Annotated in this window: 19 protein-coding genes; 7 read left to right on the top strand and 12 right to left on the bottom strand. The window is 67.6% G+C overall.

What is annotated here, in order from left to right; genetic code table 11:
- Position 1 precedes the first annotated feature (1 nt).
- From ACZ75I_RS13045 to ccmA, 7 genes are read right to left on the bottom strand one after another with little or no spacing between them, the layout of a single operon-like run.
- The gene (locus tag ACZ75I_RS13045) at positions 2–619 is read right to left on the bottom strand and encodes a DsbE family thiol:disulfide interchange protein (RefSeq protein WP_061478021.1); all 618 of its coding nucleotides are present in this window, start codon (positions 617–619) and stop codon (positions 2–4) included.
- A gap of 8 nt (positions 620–627) precedes the next feature.
- Positions 628–2,547, bottom strand: coding sequence for a heme lyase CcmF/NrfE family subunit (locus ACZ75I_RS13040; protein ID WP_472958044.1), 1,920 nt, complete (start codon positions 2,545–2,547; stop codon positions 628–630).
- Positions 2,548–3,009 carry a cytochrome c maturation protein CcmE gene (gene ccmE, locus ACZ75I_RS13035; RefSeq protein ID WP_134969231.1) on the bottom strand — a complete coding sequence of 154 codons (462 nt, stop codon included), beginning with the start codon at positions 3,007–3,009 and terminating at the stop codon, positions 2,548–2,550. It abuts the gene before it with no gap.
- Positions 3,006–3,194, bottom strand: a complete 189-nt coding sequence (locus ACZ75I_RS13030; RefSeq protein ID WP_134969232.1) for a heme exporter protein CcmD — start codon at positions 3,192–3,194, stop codon at positions 3,006–3,008. The genes ccmE and ACZ75I_RS13030 overlap by 4 nt, the downstream gene beginning before the upstream one ends.
- A complete protein-coding gene (gene ccmC / locus ACZ75I_RS13025) occupies positions 3,191–3,961 on the bottom strand; it encodes a heme ABC transporter permease CcmC (RefSeq protein ID WP_033832945.1) in 771 nt (256 codons plus the stop codon). Before ccmC ends, ACZ75I_RS13030 begins: the two co-directional genes overlap by 4 nt.
- Before the next feature lie 43 nt (positions 3,962–4,004).
- Complete coding sequence (ccmB, locus tag ACZ75I_RS13020; protein WP_346476861.1) at positions 4,005–4,700, bottom strand: heme exporter protein CcmB; 696 nt, start codon at positions 4,698–4,700, stop codon at positions 4,005–4,007.
- A complete protein-coding gene (gene ccmA, locus ACZ75I_RS13015) occupies positions 4,697–5,326 on the bottom strand; it encodes a heme ABC exporter ATP-binding protein CcmA (protein WP_014037834.1) in 630 nt (209 codons plus the stop codon). The genes ccmB and ccmA overlap by 4 nt, the downstream gene beginning before the upstream one ends.
- A 178-nt stretch (positions 5,327–5,504) precedes the next feature.
- Here ccmA and ACZ75I_RS13010 point away from each other — a divergent pair, with 178 nt between their 5' ends.
- From ACZ75I_RS13010 to ACZ75I_RS13000, 3 genes are all read left to right on the top strand, one after another.
- Positions 5,505–6,653, top strand: a complete 1,149-nt coding sequence (locus ACZ75I_RS13010) for a pyridoxal phosphate-dependent aminotransferase (RefSeq protein ID WP_472958042.1) — start codon at positions 5,505–5,507, stop codon at positions 6,651–6,653.
- Between the two features lie 14 nt (positions 6,654–6,667).
- Positions 6,668–7,474, top strand: a complete 807-nt coding sequence (locus tag ACZ75I_RS13005) for an amidohydrolase (protein ID WP_472958041.1) — start codon at positions 6,668–6,670, stop codon at positions 7,472–7,474.
- Positions 7,475–7,577: 103 nt separating this feature from the next.
- A complete protein-coding gene (locus ACZ75I_RS13000; protein WP_061478014.1) occupies positions 7,578–8,012 on the top strand; it encodes a hypothetical protein in 435 nt (144 codons plus the stop codon).
- Here ACZ75I_RS13000 and ACZ75I_RS12995 read toward each other — a convergent pair.
- Positions 7,999–8,292: a hypothetical protein gene (locus tag ACZ75I_RS12995; protein ID WP_346476898.1), complete on the bottom strand. Its 294-nt coding sequence runs from the start codon at positions 8,290–8,292 to the stop codon at positions 7,999–8,001. The two genes, ACZ75I_RS13000 and ACZ75I_RS12995, sit on opposite strands and share 14 nt — an antisense overlap.
- A 95-nt stretch (positions 8,293–8,387) precedes the next feature.
- Positions 8,388–9,515 (bottom strand): MFS transporter, encoded by a 1,128-nt coding sequence (locus ACZ75I_RS12990; protein ID WP_472958038.1) that lies wholly within the window; start codon positions 9,513–9,515, stop codon positions 8,388–8,390.
- A gap of 90 nt (positions 9,516–9,605) precedes the next feature.
- Between ACZ75I_RS12990 and ACZ75I_RS12985 the strand changes: the two genes are divergently transcribed.
- Positions 9,606–10,394 carry an AraC family transcriptional regulator gene (locus ACZ75I_RS12985; RefSeq protein WP_180871056.1) on the top strand — a complete coding sequence of 263 codons (789 nt, stop codon included), beginning with the start codon at positions 9,606–9,608 and terminating at the stop codon, positions 10,392–10,394.
- Between the two features lie 116 nt (positions 10,395–10,510).
- Here the strand turns inward: ACZ75I_RS12985 and ACZ75I_RS12980 are convergent, their stop codons facing one another.
- Genes ACZ75I_RS12980 through ACZ75I_RS12970 form a run of 3 tightly spaced genes read right to left on the bottom strand, consistent with a single transcriptional unit; the run spans position 10,511 to position 13,917 of the window.
- Positions 10,511–12,130 (bottom strand): pseudouridine synthase, encoded by a 1,620-nt coding sequence (locus ACZ75I_RS12980; protein WP_061478013.1) that lies wholly within the window; start codon positions 12,128–12,130, stop codon positions 10,511–10,513.
- Positions 12,123–12,998: an SMC-Scp complex subunit ScpB gene (gene scpB / locus ACZ75I_RS12975; protein WP_472958037.1), complete on the bottom strand. Its 876-nt coding sequence runs from the start codon at positions 12,996–12,998 to the stop codon at positions 12,123–12,125. Before scpB ends, ACZ75I_RS12980 begins: the two co-directional genes overlap by 8 nt.
- 13 nt (positions 12,999–13,011) lie before the next feature.
- Positions 13,012–13,917 carry a segregation and condensation protein A gene (locus ACZ75I_RS12970; RefSeq protein ID WP_472958035.1) on the bottom strand — a complete coding sequence of 302 codons (906 nt, stop codon included), beginning with the start codon at positions 13,915–13,917 and terminating at the stop codon, positions 13,012–13,014.
- A gap of 374 nt (positions 13,918–14,291) precedes the next feature.
- Between ACZ75I_RS12970 and ACZ75I_RS12965 the strand changes: the two genes are divergently transcribed.
- The 3 genes from ACZ75I_RS12965 to ACZ75I_RS12955 all read left to right on the top strand — a co-directional run bounded on the left by ACZ75I_RS12965 (position 14,292) and on the right by ACZ75I_RS12955 (position 16,049).
- A complete protein-coding gene (locus ACZ75I_RS12965) occupies positions 14,292–14,591 on the top strand; it encodes a YciI family protein (RefSeq protein WP_180871072.1) in 300 nt (99 codons plus the stop codon).
- The gene (locus ACZ75I_RS12960) at positions 14,588–14,863 is read left to right on the top strand and encodes a BolA family protein (RefSeq protein WP_005417632.1); all 276 of its coding nucleotides are present in this window, start codon (positions 14,588–14,590) and stop codon (positions 14,861–14,863) included. Before ACZ75I_RS12965 ends, ACZ75I_RS12960 begins: the two co-directional genes overlap by 4 nt.
- A gap of 148 nt (positions 14,864–15,011) precedes the next feature.
- Positions 15,012–16,049 carry a LacI family DNA-binding transcriptional regulator gene (locus tag ACZ75I_RS12955; RefSeq protein WP_005417630.1) on the top strand — a complete coding sequence of 346 codons (1,038 nt, stop codon included), beginning with the start codon at positions 15,012–15,014 and terminating at the stop codon, positions 16,047–16,049.
- Positions 16,050–16,084 lie beyond the last annotated feature (35 nt).

Here is a 16,084-nt window from a genome sequence, read left to right as displayed (position 1 = left end):
TTCAGGGCGCCGTTTGCAGGGTGTTGCCGGCACTGCCCTGGGCCTTCTCGATCTTCTCCAGTGCCGGGATCAGCTTCTCGTCGACCACGCGCTGGGTCATCGCGCCACTGTACTTCCAGCGCACGATGCCACTGCCATCGACCAGGAACGTCTCCGGTGCGGCGGTCACGCCCCAGTCGATCGCGGTGCGGCCCTCGACGTCACTGAGCACCACCATGAACGGGTTGCCCAGCTGTTCCAGCCAGTGCAGCGCGTCGGTCGGATCATCCTTCCAGTTGTAGCCGATCACGCGCACGCGCTTGCTCTCGGCAAAGCGGGTCAACACCGGGTGTTCCTCACGGCAGGCCGCGCACCAGCTGCCCCAGACGTTCAGCAGATAGGGCGCGCCGCGCAGCTCGTCGCTGTGTACGATCATTTCCGGGTCATGCAGCACTGGCAGCGCGAACGCCGGCGCCGGCTTGTCGATCAGTGCCGACGGCAGTACGTCGCGCTGCGGGTCGCCCGATTTCATCACCCCATAGATCATCAGCCCGAGCAGGCCGAAGAAGAACAGCACGCCGATCACGATGGCTACCGGCGGCAGCGGGCGGGAGGGGCGCGGGGCGGGGGACTCGGACATGGGAACTCCTACGGACGACGGAAACGGCGGTCGGCGGCGGTGATGAATCCGCCCAGGGCCATCAGCAGCGCGCCGAGCCAGATCCAGCGCACGAACGGCTTGATGTGCACCCGGACCGCCCATGCATTGTTGCCCAGCGGCTCGCCCAATGCCACGTAGACATCACCGTCGAAGCGTGCATCGATGCCGGCCTCGGTCATCACCTGGCCGCCACTGGCGTACTGGCGCTTCTCGGGATGCAGCAGGGCCTGCTCGCGGCCGTTGCGGAACACCCGCAGGTGGCCTCGATCAGCGATGAAATTCGGCCCTTCGCGATGGTCCACGCCTTCGAAGCGGACTTCGTAGCGACCGACCACCAGCTGCTGGCCCGGCGCCAGCGCCACTTCGCGCTGCACGTTCAGCGCCTCCACCAGCAGCGCGCCGGCCAGGAACACGGCGATGCCGGCGTGGGCGACGATCATGCCGAGCATCTCGGCGGTGAAGCGGCCATTGCCGCGCAGGCGCTGCCAGACGAAGCGTGCGGTGCCGAGTGCGACCCAGGCCGCAGCGGCGACGCCGATACCGGCCTTCCAGCCATTCTGCGGTGCCTGCCACCAGGCCAGCGCGCCCAGCAATACTGCCAGGCCCAGCCAGGGTGCCAGCAGCGCGAAGGCGCGCGAGGGCTGGTCACGCTGCCATTTCACCAGTGGGCCGAACGGCAGCAACAGGATCATCGGTGCCATCAGCAGCAGGAACAGGCTGCCGAAGTAGGGCGGACCGACCGAGATCTTGCCCAGCGACAGCGCATCGGCCAGCAGCGGGTACAGCGTGCCGAGCAGCACCATCGCGCAGGCGGTGGCCAGCAGCAGGTTGTTGGCCAGCAGCAGGGTCTCGCGCGAGGTGGCGGTGAAGCCACGGCGCGGATCATCGGCATCCACGCTCAGCTGGCTGGCGCGCAGCGCGTACAGCAGCAGGCTGCCACCGACCAGCACTGACAGGAACACCAGGATGAACAGGCCGCGCGAAGGATCGGCGGCGAATGAATGCACGCTGGTCAGCACGCCCGAGCGCACCAGGAAGGTGCCCAGCAGCGACAGCGCGAAGGCGGCGATCGCCAGCAGCAGGGTCCAGCTGCCGAAGGTGCCGCGCTTTTCGGTGACGGCCTGTGAATGGATCAGTGCCGCACCGACCAGCCACGGCATGAAGCTGGCATTTTCCACCGGGTCCCAGAACCACCAGCCGCCCCAGCCCAGCTCGTAGTAGGCCCACCAGCTGCCCAGTGCGATGCCCAGGGTCAAAAAGCCCCAGGCAACGTTGGTCCACGGCCGCGTCCAGCGCAGCCAGCGTGCATCCAGGCGACCTTCCAGCAATGCCGCCACCGCGAACGCAAACGGCACCGCAAAGCCCACGTAACCGATGTACAGCATCGGCGGGTGGATGATCAGCCCCGGGTCCTGCAGCAGCGGGTTGAGGTCGCGGCCTTCCAGCGGCGCCGGGTTCAGGCGCAGGAACGGATTGGAGGTGAAGATCAGGAAGGCGAGAAAGCCGACGCTGACCACGCCCATCACTGCCAGCACGCGGGCCTGCACCGGTGCCGGCAGGTGCCGCGAGAACAGCGCCACCGCGCCGGTCCACAATGCCAGCACCAGCGCCCACATCAGCAGCGAGCCCTCATGCGCGCCCCACACCGCCGAATAGCGGTAGATCAGCGGCAGCAGCGAATTGGAGTTCTCGGCCACGTAGCGCACCGAGAAATCCTGCTGCACGAACGCGGCGGTCAGCACCGCGAAGGCGCCGGCCAACAGCAGCAGCTGCGCGAAGGCGGCAGGCCGCGCCACTGCCATCCATGCCGCGTTGTTGCGATGCGCACCGACCAGCGGCAGGCCGGCCTGCAGCAGCGAGGCCAGCAACGCACACAACAGCAGGATCTGACCCAGTTCGGGCAGCACTCAGCGCACCTCGGGGGCCGTCACCGGCACGTCGTGCTTGCGATGGGCATCGCCCATCTTGTCGGCCACTTCCTTCGGCACGTACTTCTCATCGTGCTTGGCCAGCACTTCGTCGGCGACGAAGACACCGTCCTGCAGGCGGCCACTGGCGACCACCGCGGTGCCTTCGGCGAACATGTCCGGCAGGATCCGCGAGGTGGTCACCGCCAGCTGTGCATCGCCGTCGGTCACGTCGAAGCGCGCCTCCAGCGAGCCGACCGGGCGGTTGAAGGAGCCCTTCACCACCATGCCGCCCAAGCGGAAACGCGACTGTGCACCGACATCGCCGCGCAGCACTTCCGAAGGGGTGTACAGGTAGGCGATGTTGCGCTCCAGCGCCATCGCCACCAGCGCGGTGGCCAGGCCGGAGGCGAGCAGGGCGAGCAGCACCCATACCAGGCGGCGACGCTGCACCGGGGTCATCGTTCCAGCTCCGTCGACAGCGGCGTCGCAGCGTCCTGCCTGCCAGCGCGGGTCTGCTGCCGTTGCTGCCGGGCCAGTGCCAGCCGGCGCGCCACGCGCAGGCGCAGCCACGAACCTAGGGCATCGGCGCCGAGCACCAGCACGAATACGGCGTAGGCGCCGATCACATAGGGCAGGTGGGTCATGGCTGGGCTTCCCGTGAGGCGCGCGCGGCATCGACACGGCCGCCGACCCAGGCCTTGCCGGCCTCGCGGTCGAGATTGTCGGCGCGGGCCTTGGCCAGCACCGAACCGGCGAACCAGAACTTGGTGCCGATCACCATCCACCACAGCGGCGCGATCATCGCGCTGCTGATCGCCGATTCACCGAACACGTTGATCGACTGGCGCTGGTGCAGGCCACCCCACCAGTCCACCGAATAGCGGATCACCGGCAGCAGGCTGACACCTACAATGGCCAGCAGGCCGGCGGCGCGCGCAGCGCTGCGGCGGTCCTCGATGGCGTGGTACAGGCCGATCACGCCCAGGTACAGGAACAGCAGTACCAGTTCGCTGGTCATGCGCGGGTCCCAGTCCCACCAGGTGCCCCAGGTGCCCTTGCCCCAGATGCTGCCGGTCAGCAGGGTGATGAGGGTGAAGCCGGCGCCCATCGGCGCGCAGGCCATGGCCAGGATCTCGCAGACCTTGATCCGCCAGATCAGCGCGATCGCGGCATACAGCGCCATCAGCGCGAACACGAACAGGCTCATCCAGGCACTGGGCACGTGGATGTAGAGGATGCGGAAGCTGTCCAGCTGCTTGGCTTCCGGCGGCACCACCAGCAGCGCCTGCCACATGCCGACCAGCAGCACCGGCACTGCCGCAAGGTAGAACACCCGCGACCAGCGGGCAGCGAAACGGTCGAACGTGGGAGGCGAACCGAGTTGGTGGAACCAGCGGACAATCGGATTCATGCGTGGCGGCTATCCAGCAGGGGTGGATTGGCTCTCAGCTCGGTCAACTCAGAGAAATACGTATTGCAGCGGCGGTGGCCAGCGGCGCCAGCACCAGCGCGACCAGCAGGGCGGCGCCCAGCATCAGCAGCGCACCGACCGGATCCTGCCCGCGTCCGGCTGCCGCCAGGCTGCCTGCACCGAACACCAGCACCGGCACGTACAGCGGCAACGACAGCAACGCCACGAGAATACCAGAGCGCCGGATGCCGACGGTCAGTGCAGCGACCACGCCACCGATCAGGCTCAGCAACGGCGTTCCCAGCAGCAACGATGCCAGCAACATCGGCAGCTGGTCATGCGGCAGATGCAGCATTTCGGCCAGCAGCGGGCTGACCACGATCAACGGCAGTGCCGTGGTGGCCCAGTGCAGCAGTACGCGCACCAGTACCAGCCAGGCCAGCGGCACCGGCGCCAGCAGCCACTGTTCCAGCGAGCCATCTTCGGCGTCGGAACGGAACAGCGAATCCAGCGACAGCTGTCCCGCCAGCAGCACGGCCAGCCACAGCACCGCGCCGGCGGTAGCGGCCAGCAGTTGTGGCTCACGACCCTGGGCCAGCGCGAACAGCACCACCACCAGCACCGCGAACAGCAGCGGTTGCAGCGCGTCGCCGCGGCGGCGCCAGAGCAGGCGCAGGTCGCGCTTGAGCAGGGCGCCTGCGGTCTGCCACAGGCCTGGTTCGGTGCCCGGCGCGATCATGCGGCACCGCCGAGGTCGAGCTGGCGGGTGCGCACCGGCGGTGCGGCATAGGCGCCGTGGGTGGTGACCAGCGCAGCGCCACCGGCGCGCAGGTGCGCCGAAATCATCCGGTTGACCAGAGTGATGCCCTCCAGGTCGAGGTTGGCGTAGGGTTCGTCGAGCAGCCACAGTGGCGCCGGCGACAGCCAGATGCGCGCCAGTGCCAGCCGCCGCTTCTGCCCGGCCGACAGGTGGCGTACCAGAGTGTCCTCGTAACCGGCCAGGCCGACGATGGCCAGCGCGTTGCCGGGCATCTGCCGCGCACGACGGCCGTGCAGGCCGCACAGGAAGTGCAGGTTCTCCAGCGTGCCGAGGTCCGGCTTCAGCGCCGGCAGGTGGCTGAGATAGGCGACATAGCGCGCACGCTCGGCGTTGCTGGCCGGCTTGCCGTCGATCCGCACCTGGCCGGCCCCGGGCCGGGCCAGGCCGGCCAGCACGCGCAGCAGGGTGGTCTTGCCGGCGCCGTTGCCACCCTGCACCAGCAGGGCTTCACCCGCGTCCACATGGAAGTCCAGCGGGCCGAACACCGGCTCGTCATTGCGGGAGAAGCTCAGGCCGCTGGCGGCCAGCAATGCAGGGGTGTTCAAGGGGCAGGGGTCTTCATGCCGGAGTGCGGTGGCAATTGTAGCGGTGAATTCACAGGGTAGTGCCGGCCGCTGGCCGGCAATTTCGCCATCTGCCAGCCGAGGTTGCCGGCCAGCGGCCGGCACTACCGACGCGCGGATTGCGTAAACTCGGAGGCCTTGTTCCCCACAGTCCAGGCCGATGCAACCCACCACCAAGCTGCCCAAGGTCGGTACCACGATCTTCACCGTGATGTCCCAGCTCGCCGCCGAACACGGCGCGGTCAACCTGGGCCAGGGTTTCCCGGACTTTTCCGCGCCGCAGCGCCTGATCGATGAGACGGCCAAGGCGATGGCCGCCGGGCTGAACCAGTACCCGCCGATGACCGGCGTGGCCCCGCTGCGCCAGGCCATCGCCCAGAAGGCGCTGGACTGCTACGGCGCGCAGGTGGATGCGGACAGCGAGATCACCGTCACCAGCGGCGGCACCGAGGCCATCTTCAACGCCATCCACGCCGTGGTGCGTGCGGGCGAGGAAGTGATCGTGCTCGACCCGGCCTACGACTGCTACGAGCCGGCGATCGACCTGGCCGGCGCCAAGGCGGTGCATGTGTCGCTCGATCCGCAGACTTTCGCCGTCGATTGGGATCGCGTGCGTGCAGCGATCTCCCCGCGCACCCGCATGTTGATCGTCAACACCCCGCACAATCCGTCCGGCGCGATGCTGTCGGCGCAGGACATGCAGGCGCTGGCCGAACTGCTGCGCGGCACGCAGATCTACCTGATTTCCGATGAAGTGTATGAGCACATCATCTACGACGGCCGTCGCCATGAGTCAGCGCTGCGCTACCCGGAACTGCGCGAGCGCGCGTTCGTGATCTCCAGCTTCGGCAAGACCTACCACTGCACCGGCTGGAAGATCGGCTATGCGATCGCCCCGCCGGCGCTGACCGCCGAGTTCCGCAAGGTGCACCAGTACAACACCTTCACCAGCTTCGGCCCGGCGCAGTACGGTTTCGCCGCGATGATCCGCGATGAGCCGGAACACCACCTGGAACTGGGCGCGTTCTACCAGGCCAAGCGCGACCGCTTCCGCGAGCAGCTGGCCAGCACCCGCCTGAAGGCGCTGCCGGTACCGGGCGGCTACTTCCAGCTGGTCGACTACTCGGCCATCAGCGACCTGCCGGACCATGAGTTCGTGAAGTGGCTGACCATCGAGAAGGGCGTGACCGCCATCCCGCTGTCGCCGTTCTACGAGACTTCTCCGGCCGGCCAGCGCCTGGTGCGCCTGTGCTTCGCCAAGAACGAAGCGACCATGGACGCGGCGATCGAACGCCTGCGCCTGCTGTGAGCGGAGGCGTGGACATGCAGGACCTGCGCATTTCCCTCGTCCAGGGCGACACCCGCTGGCACGACCCGGCCGGCAACCGCGCCTACTACGGCGCGCTGCTGGCACCGCTGGCCGGCACCACTGACCTGGTGATCCTGCCGGAGACCTTCACCAGTGGTTTCTCCAACGAGGCCATTGCCCAGGCCGAAGGCATGGACGGCCCGACCGTGGCCTGGGTGCGCGAGCAGGCCAGGGCCTTGAACGCGGCGGTGATCGGCAGCGTGCAGCTGCGTGATGGCGAAGGCGTCTACAACCGCCTGCTGTTCGCCACGCCCGATGGCACGCTGGAGTACTACGACAAGCGCCACCTGTTCCGTTACGGCGGCGAGCACGAGCGTTATGCCGCCGGCCGTGAGCGCCTGAGCGTGGAATGGAAGGGCTGGCGGATCAATCCGCAGGTCTGCTACGACCTGCGCTTCCCGGTGTTCTGCCGCAACCGCTACAACGTCGAGCGTCCGCAGCAGCTGGACTTCGATCTGCAGATCTTCGTGGCCAACTGGCCGTCGGCGCGCGCCTATGCGTGGAAGACCCTGATGCGCGCGCGCGCGATCGAGAACCTGTGCTTCGTGGCGGCGGTAAACCGCGTCGGCGTGGACGGCAACCAGCTGCACTACGCCGGCGACAGCGCGGTGATCGACTTCCTCGGCCAGCCGCAGGTGGAGATCCGCGAACGCGAACAGGTGGTGACCACCACCATCTCGGCCGATGCCCTGGCCGCGCATCGCGCGCGCTTCCCGGCGATGCTCGATGCCGATGCCTTCCACCTGGACGAACAGGCCTGAGCCACGGCCTGAACAACGCCGCACCAGCGCGCGCGCCTGCATCCAACGTGCACGCGCGCGCTGCTAGATTCGCCGTCAGTCCGACCGAACTGGAAGTCCTGCCATGAACAAGCCTTTCGCCGTGCTGCTGGCCCTGTCTGCTGCAACGCTGGCCCCGGCTGCGCACGCTGCCGGCAATCTCGATTGCCAGCTGCGCTACAACCTGTCCGGCTGGTCGCTGATCTACAAGACCGCCTCCGGCAACGGCACCGTCACCTGCAGCAATGGCGCCAGCATGCCGGTACGTATCGAAGTGAAGGGCGGCGGCCTGACCGTGGGCAAGTCGAAGATCACCAATGGCCGTGGCAGCTTCACTGGCGCCGTCAGCGTCAACGAACTGCTGGGCACCTACGCCTCGGTTGGTGCGCATGCGGGTGCCGTGAAGTCCAGCAACGCGCAGGTGATGACCAAGGGTGACATCTCGCTGGCCCTGTCCGGTACCGGCAAGGGCTGGGACCTGGGCGTGGACGGCGCCGCCTTCACCATCAGCCGGCGCTGAGGCGCGTCGGCTCGGCAGTTCCCCAGCTGATGCGGATGTAGTGCTGTTCGGAGTCGCTCAACAGCCGTTCGACATCGAAACCATTTTTCAGCAATTGTGCGACCGCGTCTTCGACGAGCTGCTCGCTGGCCATTACCTGGCTGAAGCCGAACACGATGTAGCGGCGGCCATTTTCCGAGCCGGCCTGGATGGCGTTGTCGAGGTCGCGGTAGAACAGTTCGATCGGGCGCTTGGCGGCGCCAGCATTGGCGCGGGCCTGCTCGGCGGTGATGGTGATCATGGGCATCTGCCTTGGGTAGGACAGCGCGCACGATAGCCAGCGAATCAAAGCCGTTCCTGGAAGCCGCGCACAGTGCGCTCCATTTGCAGCAATTCCTAGGTCGCAGCGGGACGCCGCCGTTGCAGCCACAAGGCCAGCAGGCCACACACGATAACGGTCGGTGCCAGCATCTGCACTGCACCGACCAGCGCCATTGCCGCACCGATCAACAGGTAGTAGAGCAGGCCGAACAGCGCGCCTGCGCTGCCGAGACAGTGTGGATAGCTGCGCAGGGCCTGGCCGAGCACATTGGGAATGGCCAGGCCAAAACCCGTCACTACCGGCACCATCGCCGCGACCAGGGCAGGGTGATCATGCAGCAGCGCCGCCAGCAAGCCTCCCGTCAGGACCGGGCCTGCGGCGATGCGGATGCGCGTGGTTGTGGCAACGCCTGCACGCAGCAGGCGGCCATTGCTCCACGCGCCGAGTGCCGAGCCCAGTGCCAGCACCGCGCCGCTGGTGCCGAACCAGACGGCTGGCCAGTGCAGACGCGCAAACACGAAGGGGCCGAGTACATACCAGCTGTACATCGCCACGTTGAAGGCCATCACCAGCAACGCGTGTGACCAGATCCAGCGATCGCGCAGCAGTTGCCGCAACAGCGGCAGCATGGGTGTGTGCGGGATATGTGCAGGGCGGCTTTCACGCAGGCCCGCCAGGCATGCGACTGCCAGCAGGGCAGCGATCAGCAGCAGGCCGGACTGTACGCCGACGTAGCCATGGGCGGCGACCAGCAGCGTGCCCAGTGCAAGGCCGATGGCCGGGCTCAGGGCCAGGGCCATGCCGATCCAGGAGAATGCCTGCGGCAACGCCGGCCCCTGCAGATGGTCGCGCAGCACGGTCTGGGTGACCACCGAAGCGGCGGCGGCGCCGACCGCAGCCAGCGCTTGGGCCAGCAACACCGGGCCGAAGCTGCCAGCCAGCAGGCCGCCCAGTGCAGCCGCGGCAAAGACGCCGAGGCCACAGAGAAGGGCTGGGCGACGACCGATACGATCAGCCAGGCGCCCCCACAGCAGCACGCCTGCAGCGAAGCCGAACAGATACAGGCTCATGGCCTGGCTTGCGGTACCCGGCGGCAGGGCGAAGCGTTTGGCCAGATCGGCCAGGGCCGGGCTGTACAGGGTCTGCGCCAGCTGGGGAAACATCAGCAGCGCGATGGTGAGCAACAACAGGCGACGCGACATGCGGGCGCTCCACGAACAGGGCCGCGCATTGTGGTCGTGCCTGCAATGGCGCACTCTCTCCATCCTGTCATTGGATATATGAAATCGGACATGGCCTGGTTGCAGCCGGACGCGCCCTTCGACGCTGATGCCTGGAGCGCTCCGGTGCTGGGGATCGCGGCGTCACTGGCGGATCACGATTCGGGTTGGCACCAGCATGCACGTGCGCAGCTGCTCTACACCCGGCAGGGCTGTACGCGCCTGACCTACGGTGATCGCATCAGCCTGCTGCCGCCTGCGCGCGCGGCGTGGATTCCGGGCGGGCTGCGCCATCGCGCGCAGATGCGCCAGGCGGTCGACTACCGTTCGTTGTACTTCGACGCCACCCTGTCGGCCCAGCTGCCCCGGCAACCGGCGATCATCGGCGTAGGTCCGCTGTTGCAGGCCTTGCTGGAGCCGATCGCGCAGGCACCATTCGACCATGACTGGCAATTGCCGCGCGCACACCATCAACTGGCGTTGTGCGTGCTGGAAATCGCCGCTGCACCGGTGGCGCCGATGGACCTGCCTTTGCCGCGTGATCCACGCATTGCACGTTGCCTGCCGCTGGCCGAACAGCTGCCGCCCGAACTGGGCGAGCTGGCCGAGCGCGCGGGTCTGAGCGTGCGCACCATTGGCCGGCTGATGCAACGTGATACCGGCATGGGCTATCAGGCCTGGCGCCAGCAATGGCGCCTGATGCGGGCCATGGAGCTGCTGCTGCTCGGGCATCGCGTCGCGCATGTGGCGCAGGACACTGGCTTCTCCGCCGAGAGCCCGTTCATCGCCTTCTTCCGCAGCATGGCCGGCATCACGCCCGCCGCTTTCCAGCGCCACGCAAAAGGGGACGGAGGGGATTAAGTCGTTTTCGCCCCTTCGACACATGGCGTGGCGAAAACGACTTAATCCCCTCCGTCCCCTTTTTAAAGAAAAACCCCGGCCTGGGCCGGGGTTTCTCATTTCAGCGTGGCCTGTGATCAGCCGCCGCGTGGGCCGCTACGGCGCGGGCCGCCCGGGCCGCGGTTGCCGCCGGGACCACGGTTGCCACCCGGACCGCCGGGGCCGCGGTTACCTCCGGGGCCACGGTTGCCACCACCCGGACCACGACCGCCCGGACGGGCGCCCTGTGCCGGCTTCGGGCTGCCATACGGGTTGAAACCCGGGGTTGCATGGTCGGACGGGAAGCTCGGAGCGTTGCCCGGATGACCGTACGGGTGCTTGTTGCCCTGGCCCTGCGAGCGGTTGCCGGCACCGGCCGGACGACCCTGGCCGCCTGCGCCGCCACGGCCTTCACCACCGAAACCGCCACGGCCCTGGCCGCCGGCGGCGCCCGGGCCCTTCGGCTTGCCGTACGGACGGCCCTGGCCGCCCGCGCCCGGACCACGGGCACCCGGGCCACGTGCGCCCGGGCCGGCATTGCGGTGCCCGCTCGGGCCAGTGCTCACGCCATCGGGCACGTACCAGGTGCGGAACGCGGCCGGATTGCCTTCCGGCAGCGAACGGTCATTCTTCGGCGCGCGCTGCTTGAACGGCTTCTGCGACTGCTTGGCTGCTGCTTCACCGCTGACCGTCAGGCCGCCCTTGAAGCCGCCACCCTTGCCGCCGCGACCACGGCCGCGGTCTTCGCGGACGTTGTCGAAACGGCGCAGCTCGCGACCTTCGTCAGCGGTGTTGTGGCCATTGACATAGGCATTGCCGCGGCCACCTTCGCGCACGCGCACGGTGGTCTTTGCGGCGCGGCGCTGGCCGATCACCGGCTGCAGCGTCAATGCCGACGGAGCGCCTTCTTCCAGCTTCAGCTGCGCACGCAGCGCTTCCACCTGAGCGGTGCCCAGTTCCACCGAATGGCCACGGGCCAGTTCGCGCGGCAGGCTCACCTTGCCATAGCGGGTGCGCTTCAGGCGGCTGACCTGGCAGCCCTGCGATTCCCACAGGCGGCGCACTTCGCGGTTGCGGCCTTCCTTCACCACGACGCGGAACCAGTCGTGGGAATCGGTGCCGCCGATGCGTTCGATCTCATCAAACTTGGCCGGACCGTCTTCCAGTGCGACGCCACGGCTGAGGCGGTCGACGATGGCGTCGGAGACCTTTTCCTCGCCTTCCGGTGCACGCACGCGCACCACGTACTCGCGCTCGACCTCGAACGACGGGTGCATCATGGCGTTGGCCAGCTCACCGTCGGTGGTGGCCAGCAGCAGGCCGGTGGTGTTGATGTCCAGGCGGCCGATCGCGATCCAGCGCGCGCCCTTCAGCGGCGGCAGCGACTCGAACACGGTCGGGCGGCCTTCGGGATCTTCGCGGGTGGTCACCTGGCCTTCCGGCTTGTTGTAGACCAGCACGCGCGACGGCTCGGCCAGGGCAGTGGCGACGAAGCCACGGCCATCCAGTTCGATCCTGTCGCCGCTCTTGACCGACATGCCGGTCTGCGCGACTTCACCGTTGACCTTGACCAGGCCTTCGGCGATGCGCTGTTCCAGCGCGCGGCGCGAGCCGAGGCCGGCCTGGGCCAGCACCTTGTGCAGGCGCTCTTCCAGCTTGAACTGTTCGGAGGTGGCTTCGCGCTTCAGCGAGAGCTTGTTACGGGGGGTGTCACTCATCAGTTTTGCTCCGGCCGACGGTTTCGAGGTCGGCCTCTGGTTCGGAATCGGCTTGGTCAACAGCCACGGTCGTCATCGCGACGGCGTTGTCTTCGCGTTCGTTCACTGGCACCGCGCGCTCGCCCGGCGCGGAATCGGGGTGCCCATCATCGAGGGGCGAAGGTGCTTGCTCATCGGAGGCCGATGCAGGGGCTGCATTGGCGGAATCGGGGGTGTCACTGCCGGCCAGGTCGGCGTCATCGTTCGCGGCAACGCCATCGGCGCCGGCCGAGATGTCCGGACCCTCGGCACCGGCCACGGCCGGTGCATCACGGTCCAGGGCCAGCTGCGGTTCCAGCTCACCCAGGTCCTTCAGTTCCGACAGCGGCGGCAGTTCGTCCAGCCGCTTCAGCCCGAAGTAGTCCAGGAAGCCCTTGGTGGTGCCGAACAGCGCCGGCTTGCCGGGCACGTCGCGGTGGCCGACCACGCGGATCCATTCGCGTTCTTCCAGTGCCTGGATGATGTTGCTGCTGACCGCCACGCCGCGCACCTGCTCGATCTCGCCGCGGGTGATCGGCTGCCGGTAGGCGATCAGCGCCAGGGTTTCCAGGGTGGCGCGGGTGTAGCGGGTCTTGCGTTCGGTCCACAGCCGGCTGATCCAGCCATGTACTTCGCTGGTGACCTGGTAGCGGAAGCCGGAGGCGACCTCGACCAGTTCCACGCCACGACCTTCGCAGGCCTCGCGCAGGCGCTCCAGCGCACGTTCGATGCTGCCCGGCGGTGCCGGTTCCTCTTCCGGGAACAGGTCCTTCAGCTGGGCCAGGGTGAGTGGCTGGCTGGAGGCCAGCAGGGCACCCTCGACAATGCGGTCGATCAGCGATTGATCCATCGGCAGTCAGCGCTCACTCGTTGGCATTGGCGACGTCGTTGTCGTCGAACTCGCTGCTGAACTGCAGCGGCGCGTTGGTGTTTCCAGCGGCCAGCGACTTCACGTAGATCGGCGCCAGCGGTTCTTCCTGGACGATGTCCAGCAACTGTTCCTTGGCCAGTTCCAGCACCGCCAGGAACGTGACCAGCACGCCCAGCTTGCCTTCTTCGGCGGTGAACAGCCCTTCAAAACGATAGAACTTTCCGTCTTCCAGGCGACCCAGTACTTCGCCCATGCGTTGCCGCACGCTCAGTGCCTCACGCTTGATGGCGTGGCCGCTGAACAGCTCGGCGCGCTTGAGCACGTCGTGCAGGGCCAGCAGCATTTCCTTCAGGTCCACCGGCGGCGGCAGCTTCACCGTGGCGCGCTCGGGCATGAAGGCATGCGCCACCGTGGTGTCGCGGTCCTGGCGGGGCAGGGCGTCGATGTCCTCGGCGGCCTGCTTGAAACGTTCGTACTCCTGCAGCCGGCGCACCAGCTCGGCGCGCGGGTCGGCCTCATCGCCTTCCTCGCTGACCGGGCGCGGCAGCAGCATCCGCGACTTCACCTCGGCCAGGATCGCGGCCATCACCAGGTACTCGGCCGCCAGCTCGAAGCGCAGCTCGCGCATCACGGTGATGTATTCCACGTACTGCCGGGTGATTTCGGCCACGGGAATGTCCAGCACATCCAGGTTCTGGCGGCGGATCAGGTACAGCAGCAGGTCCAGCGGGCCTTCGAAGGCGTCCAGGATGACTTCCAGCGCGTCCGGCGGGATGTACAGGTCCTGCGGGATCTGCAGGACCGGTTGCCCATGCACCACGGCCAGCGGCATTTCCTGCTGCTGGGGGGCGGGCGGCCGGGTTGGCGGGTTCGCGTCGAGCGCGAGTTCGGAAGTCATCTAATGGACATCAGGATTGCAACGGACCAGTCGCGGCACCGGGTTCGCCGGGCCAACGCCACGGAGCCCCAGGGCACCAGACACGCCGGGATCGGCGCGATTCCACACATATCAAACAGCAGGACGCGCCGCAGTAAACGGCAGCGACAGAACTACGGGGAGGTCGTCTACGTGGCCCGGCCAGGTGGTCCGGTTTGAAGCAGCGGATCTGTCGTCGGGGGCTGCGTGGCCGCAGAATCCGACGGGTTGCTGCATCCAGCCACGTGCAATGGAGTCTAGGGTAAGCCTTTGCTGCGCCAGTGTCCAGCCGGACCGGGGCAGGGGCTGCATTGGCTAGAATCGGCGGACCCGACAACGCAAGCGAGGAAATGCCGGTGTGGTATGTGATCGAAGGGTATGACGGCCGGGATGTGCTGGCGCAGCGGCTGCAGGCGCGGCCGGAGCATCTGGCGCGGCTGCATGCGCTGCGCGACGCGGGACGCCTGCTGCTGGCCGGGCCATGCCCGGCGGTGGACAGTGAAGACCCGGGCCCGGCCGGTTTCAGCGGTTCGGTGGTGATCGCGCAGTTCGAGTCGCTGCCGCAGGCCCAGGCCTGGGCCGATGCCGACCCGTACGTGGCTGCAGGCGTCTACACCCGCGTGCAGGTCCGGCCGTTCCGCAAGGTGCTGCCGTGAACGCGGAACGGATCGAGCGGATCCGTGATGCGCTGCAGCAGGCGCTGGCGCCGAGCGTGCTGGAGATCGAGGACGACAGCCATCGTCACGCCGGCCATGCCGGTGCGCGCGACGGGCGCGGCCATTTCAACGTGCATGTGGTCAGTGAGCGCTTCGCCGGGCTGGGGCCGCTTGCCCGGCACCGCGCGGTCTATGCCGCGCTGGGGTCGATGATGGAGACCGATATCCACGCGTTGTCCATCCGCGCGCAGACCCCGTCAGAACAGGGCTGAGCCCTTGTCCCACGCCGTCCTGGCGGGTCCTTCATGGCCTCGCCACGGACAGGTTTTCATGTCCATTTCGGGACATTCGCCTAACGGACTGTTTACAAGCCTGGATGGAAACGCTTACATTCCGCGCCAATGCTGGTAGGTCCAAGCCGTGGAGGGCGGCTTCGTGAACAAGGCAGCTATCACAATCAAAGACGTCGCACGCGAAGCCCGGGTCTCCGTGGCCACGGTTTCCCGCGCGCTCAACGGGCATGAAAATGTCGCCGAACCGGTCCGCCAGCTTGTGCTGGAGGTGGCCGCACGGCTGCGTTACACCCCGCACGCCGCCGCCCGCAGCCTGAGCAGCCGCCGCACCAATACGGTGGGCGTGGTGCTGCCTGACCTTTACGGCGAGTTCTTCTCCGAGCTGATGCGCGGCATTGACGGGGTGGCCCGCAATCGCCGCCAGCACCTGCTGGTGTCCAGCTACCACGGTGACCAGGAACAGCAGGGCGCCGCCCTGCGTGCCATGCGCGGCCGCGTCGACGGCCTGCTGGTGCTTTCGCCCTATGCCGAGAGTCCGGGCTTCCTGACCGACAACCTGCCGCAGTCGTTGCCGACGGTGTTGATCAACACCTATCTGCCCGGGCAGGACCACCCGGTGCTGAGCATCGACGACCACGCCGGCGCAATGGCGATGACCCGCCACCTGCTGGATGCCGGCCACCGCCGCATTGCCTTCATTTCTGGTCCGGACCTCAACTTCGACGCGCGCGAGCGCCTGCGCGGCTTCCGTGACGCGCTGGCGGCTTCTGGCGGTGGCGCCGAAGGCATCGAGTTGCCCGGTGATTTCGACGAAGCTTCCGGCCATCGTGCCGGTCAGGAGTTGCTGGCAGCCGGAGCGCTGCCCGATGCCGTATTCGCCGCCAACGACATGATGGCCCTGGGCTGCCTGTATGCGTTCACGCAGGCAGGGGTCCGTGTGCCGGCCGATGTGGCCCTGGCGGGTTTCGATGACATTCCACTGGCGCGTTTCGTCCACCCGTCGCTGACCACCATGCAGGTCAGCATCGCCGAGCTCGGCGACCGGGCCATGACGCGCCTGATGCAGTTGATGGACGGCACCTCCACGGATGGGGCAGGGGACAAGCAGACCCTGGTTCCCCGCTTGATTGTTCGCGATTCCACCACTCCGCCATCCGGCCGTTGAAGCCAGAGGCGTTTCTTCTTTTTTTTGACTGATCG

The sequence above is a fragment of the Stenotrophomonas sp. X genome (genome assembly GCF_055721025.1).
This window is presented reverse-complemented; position numbering and strand designations above follow the sequence as displayed.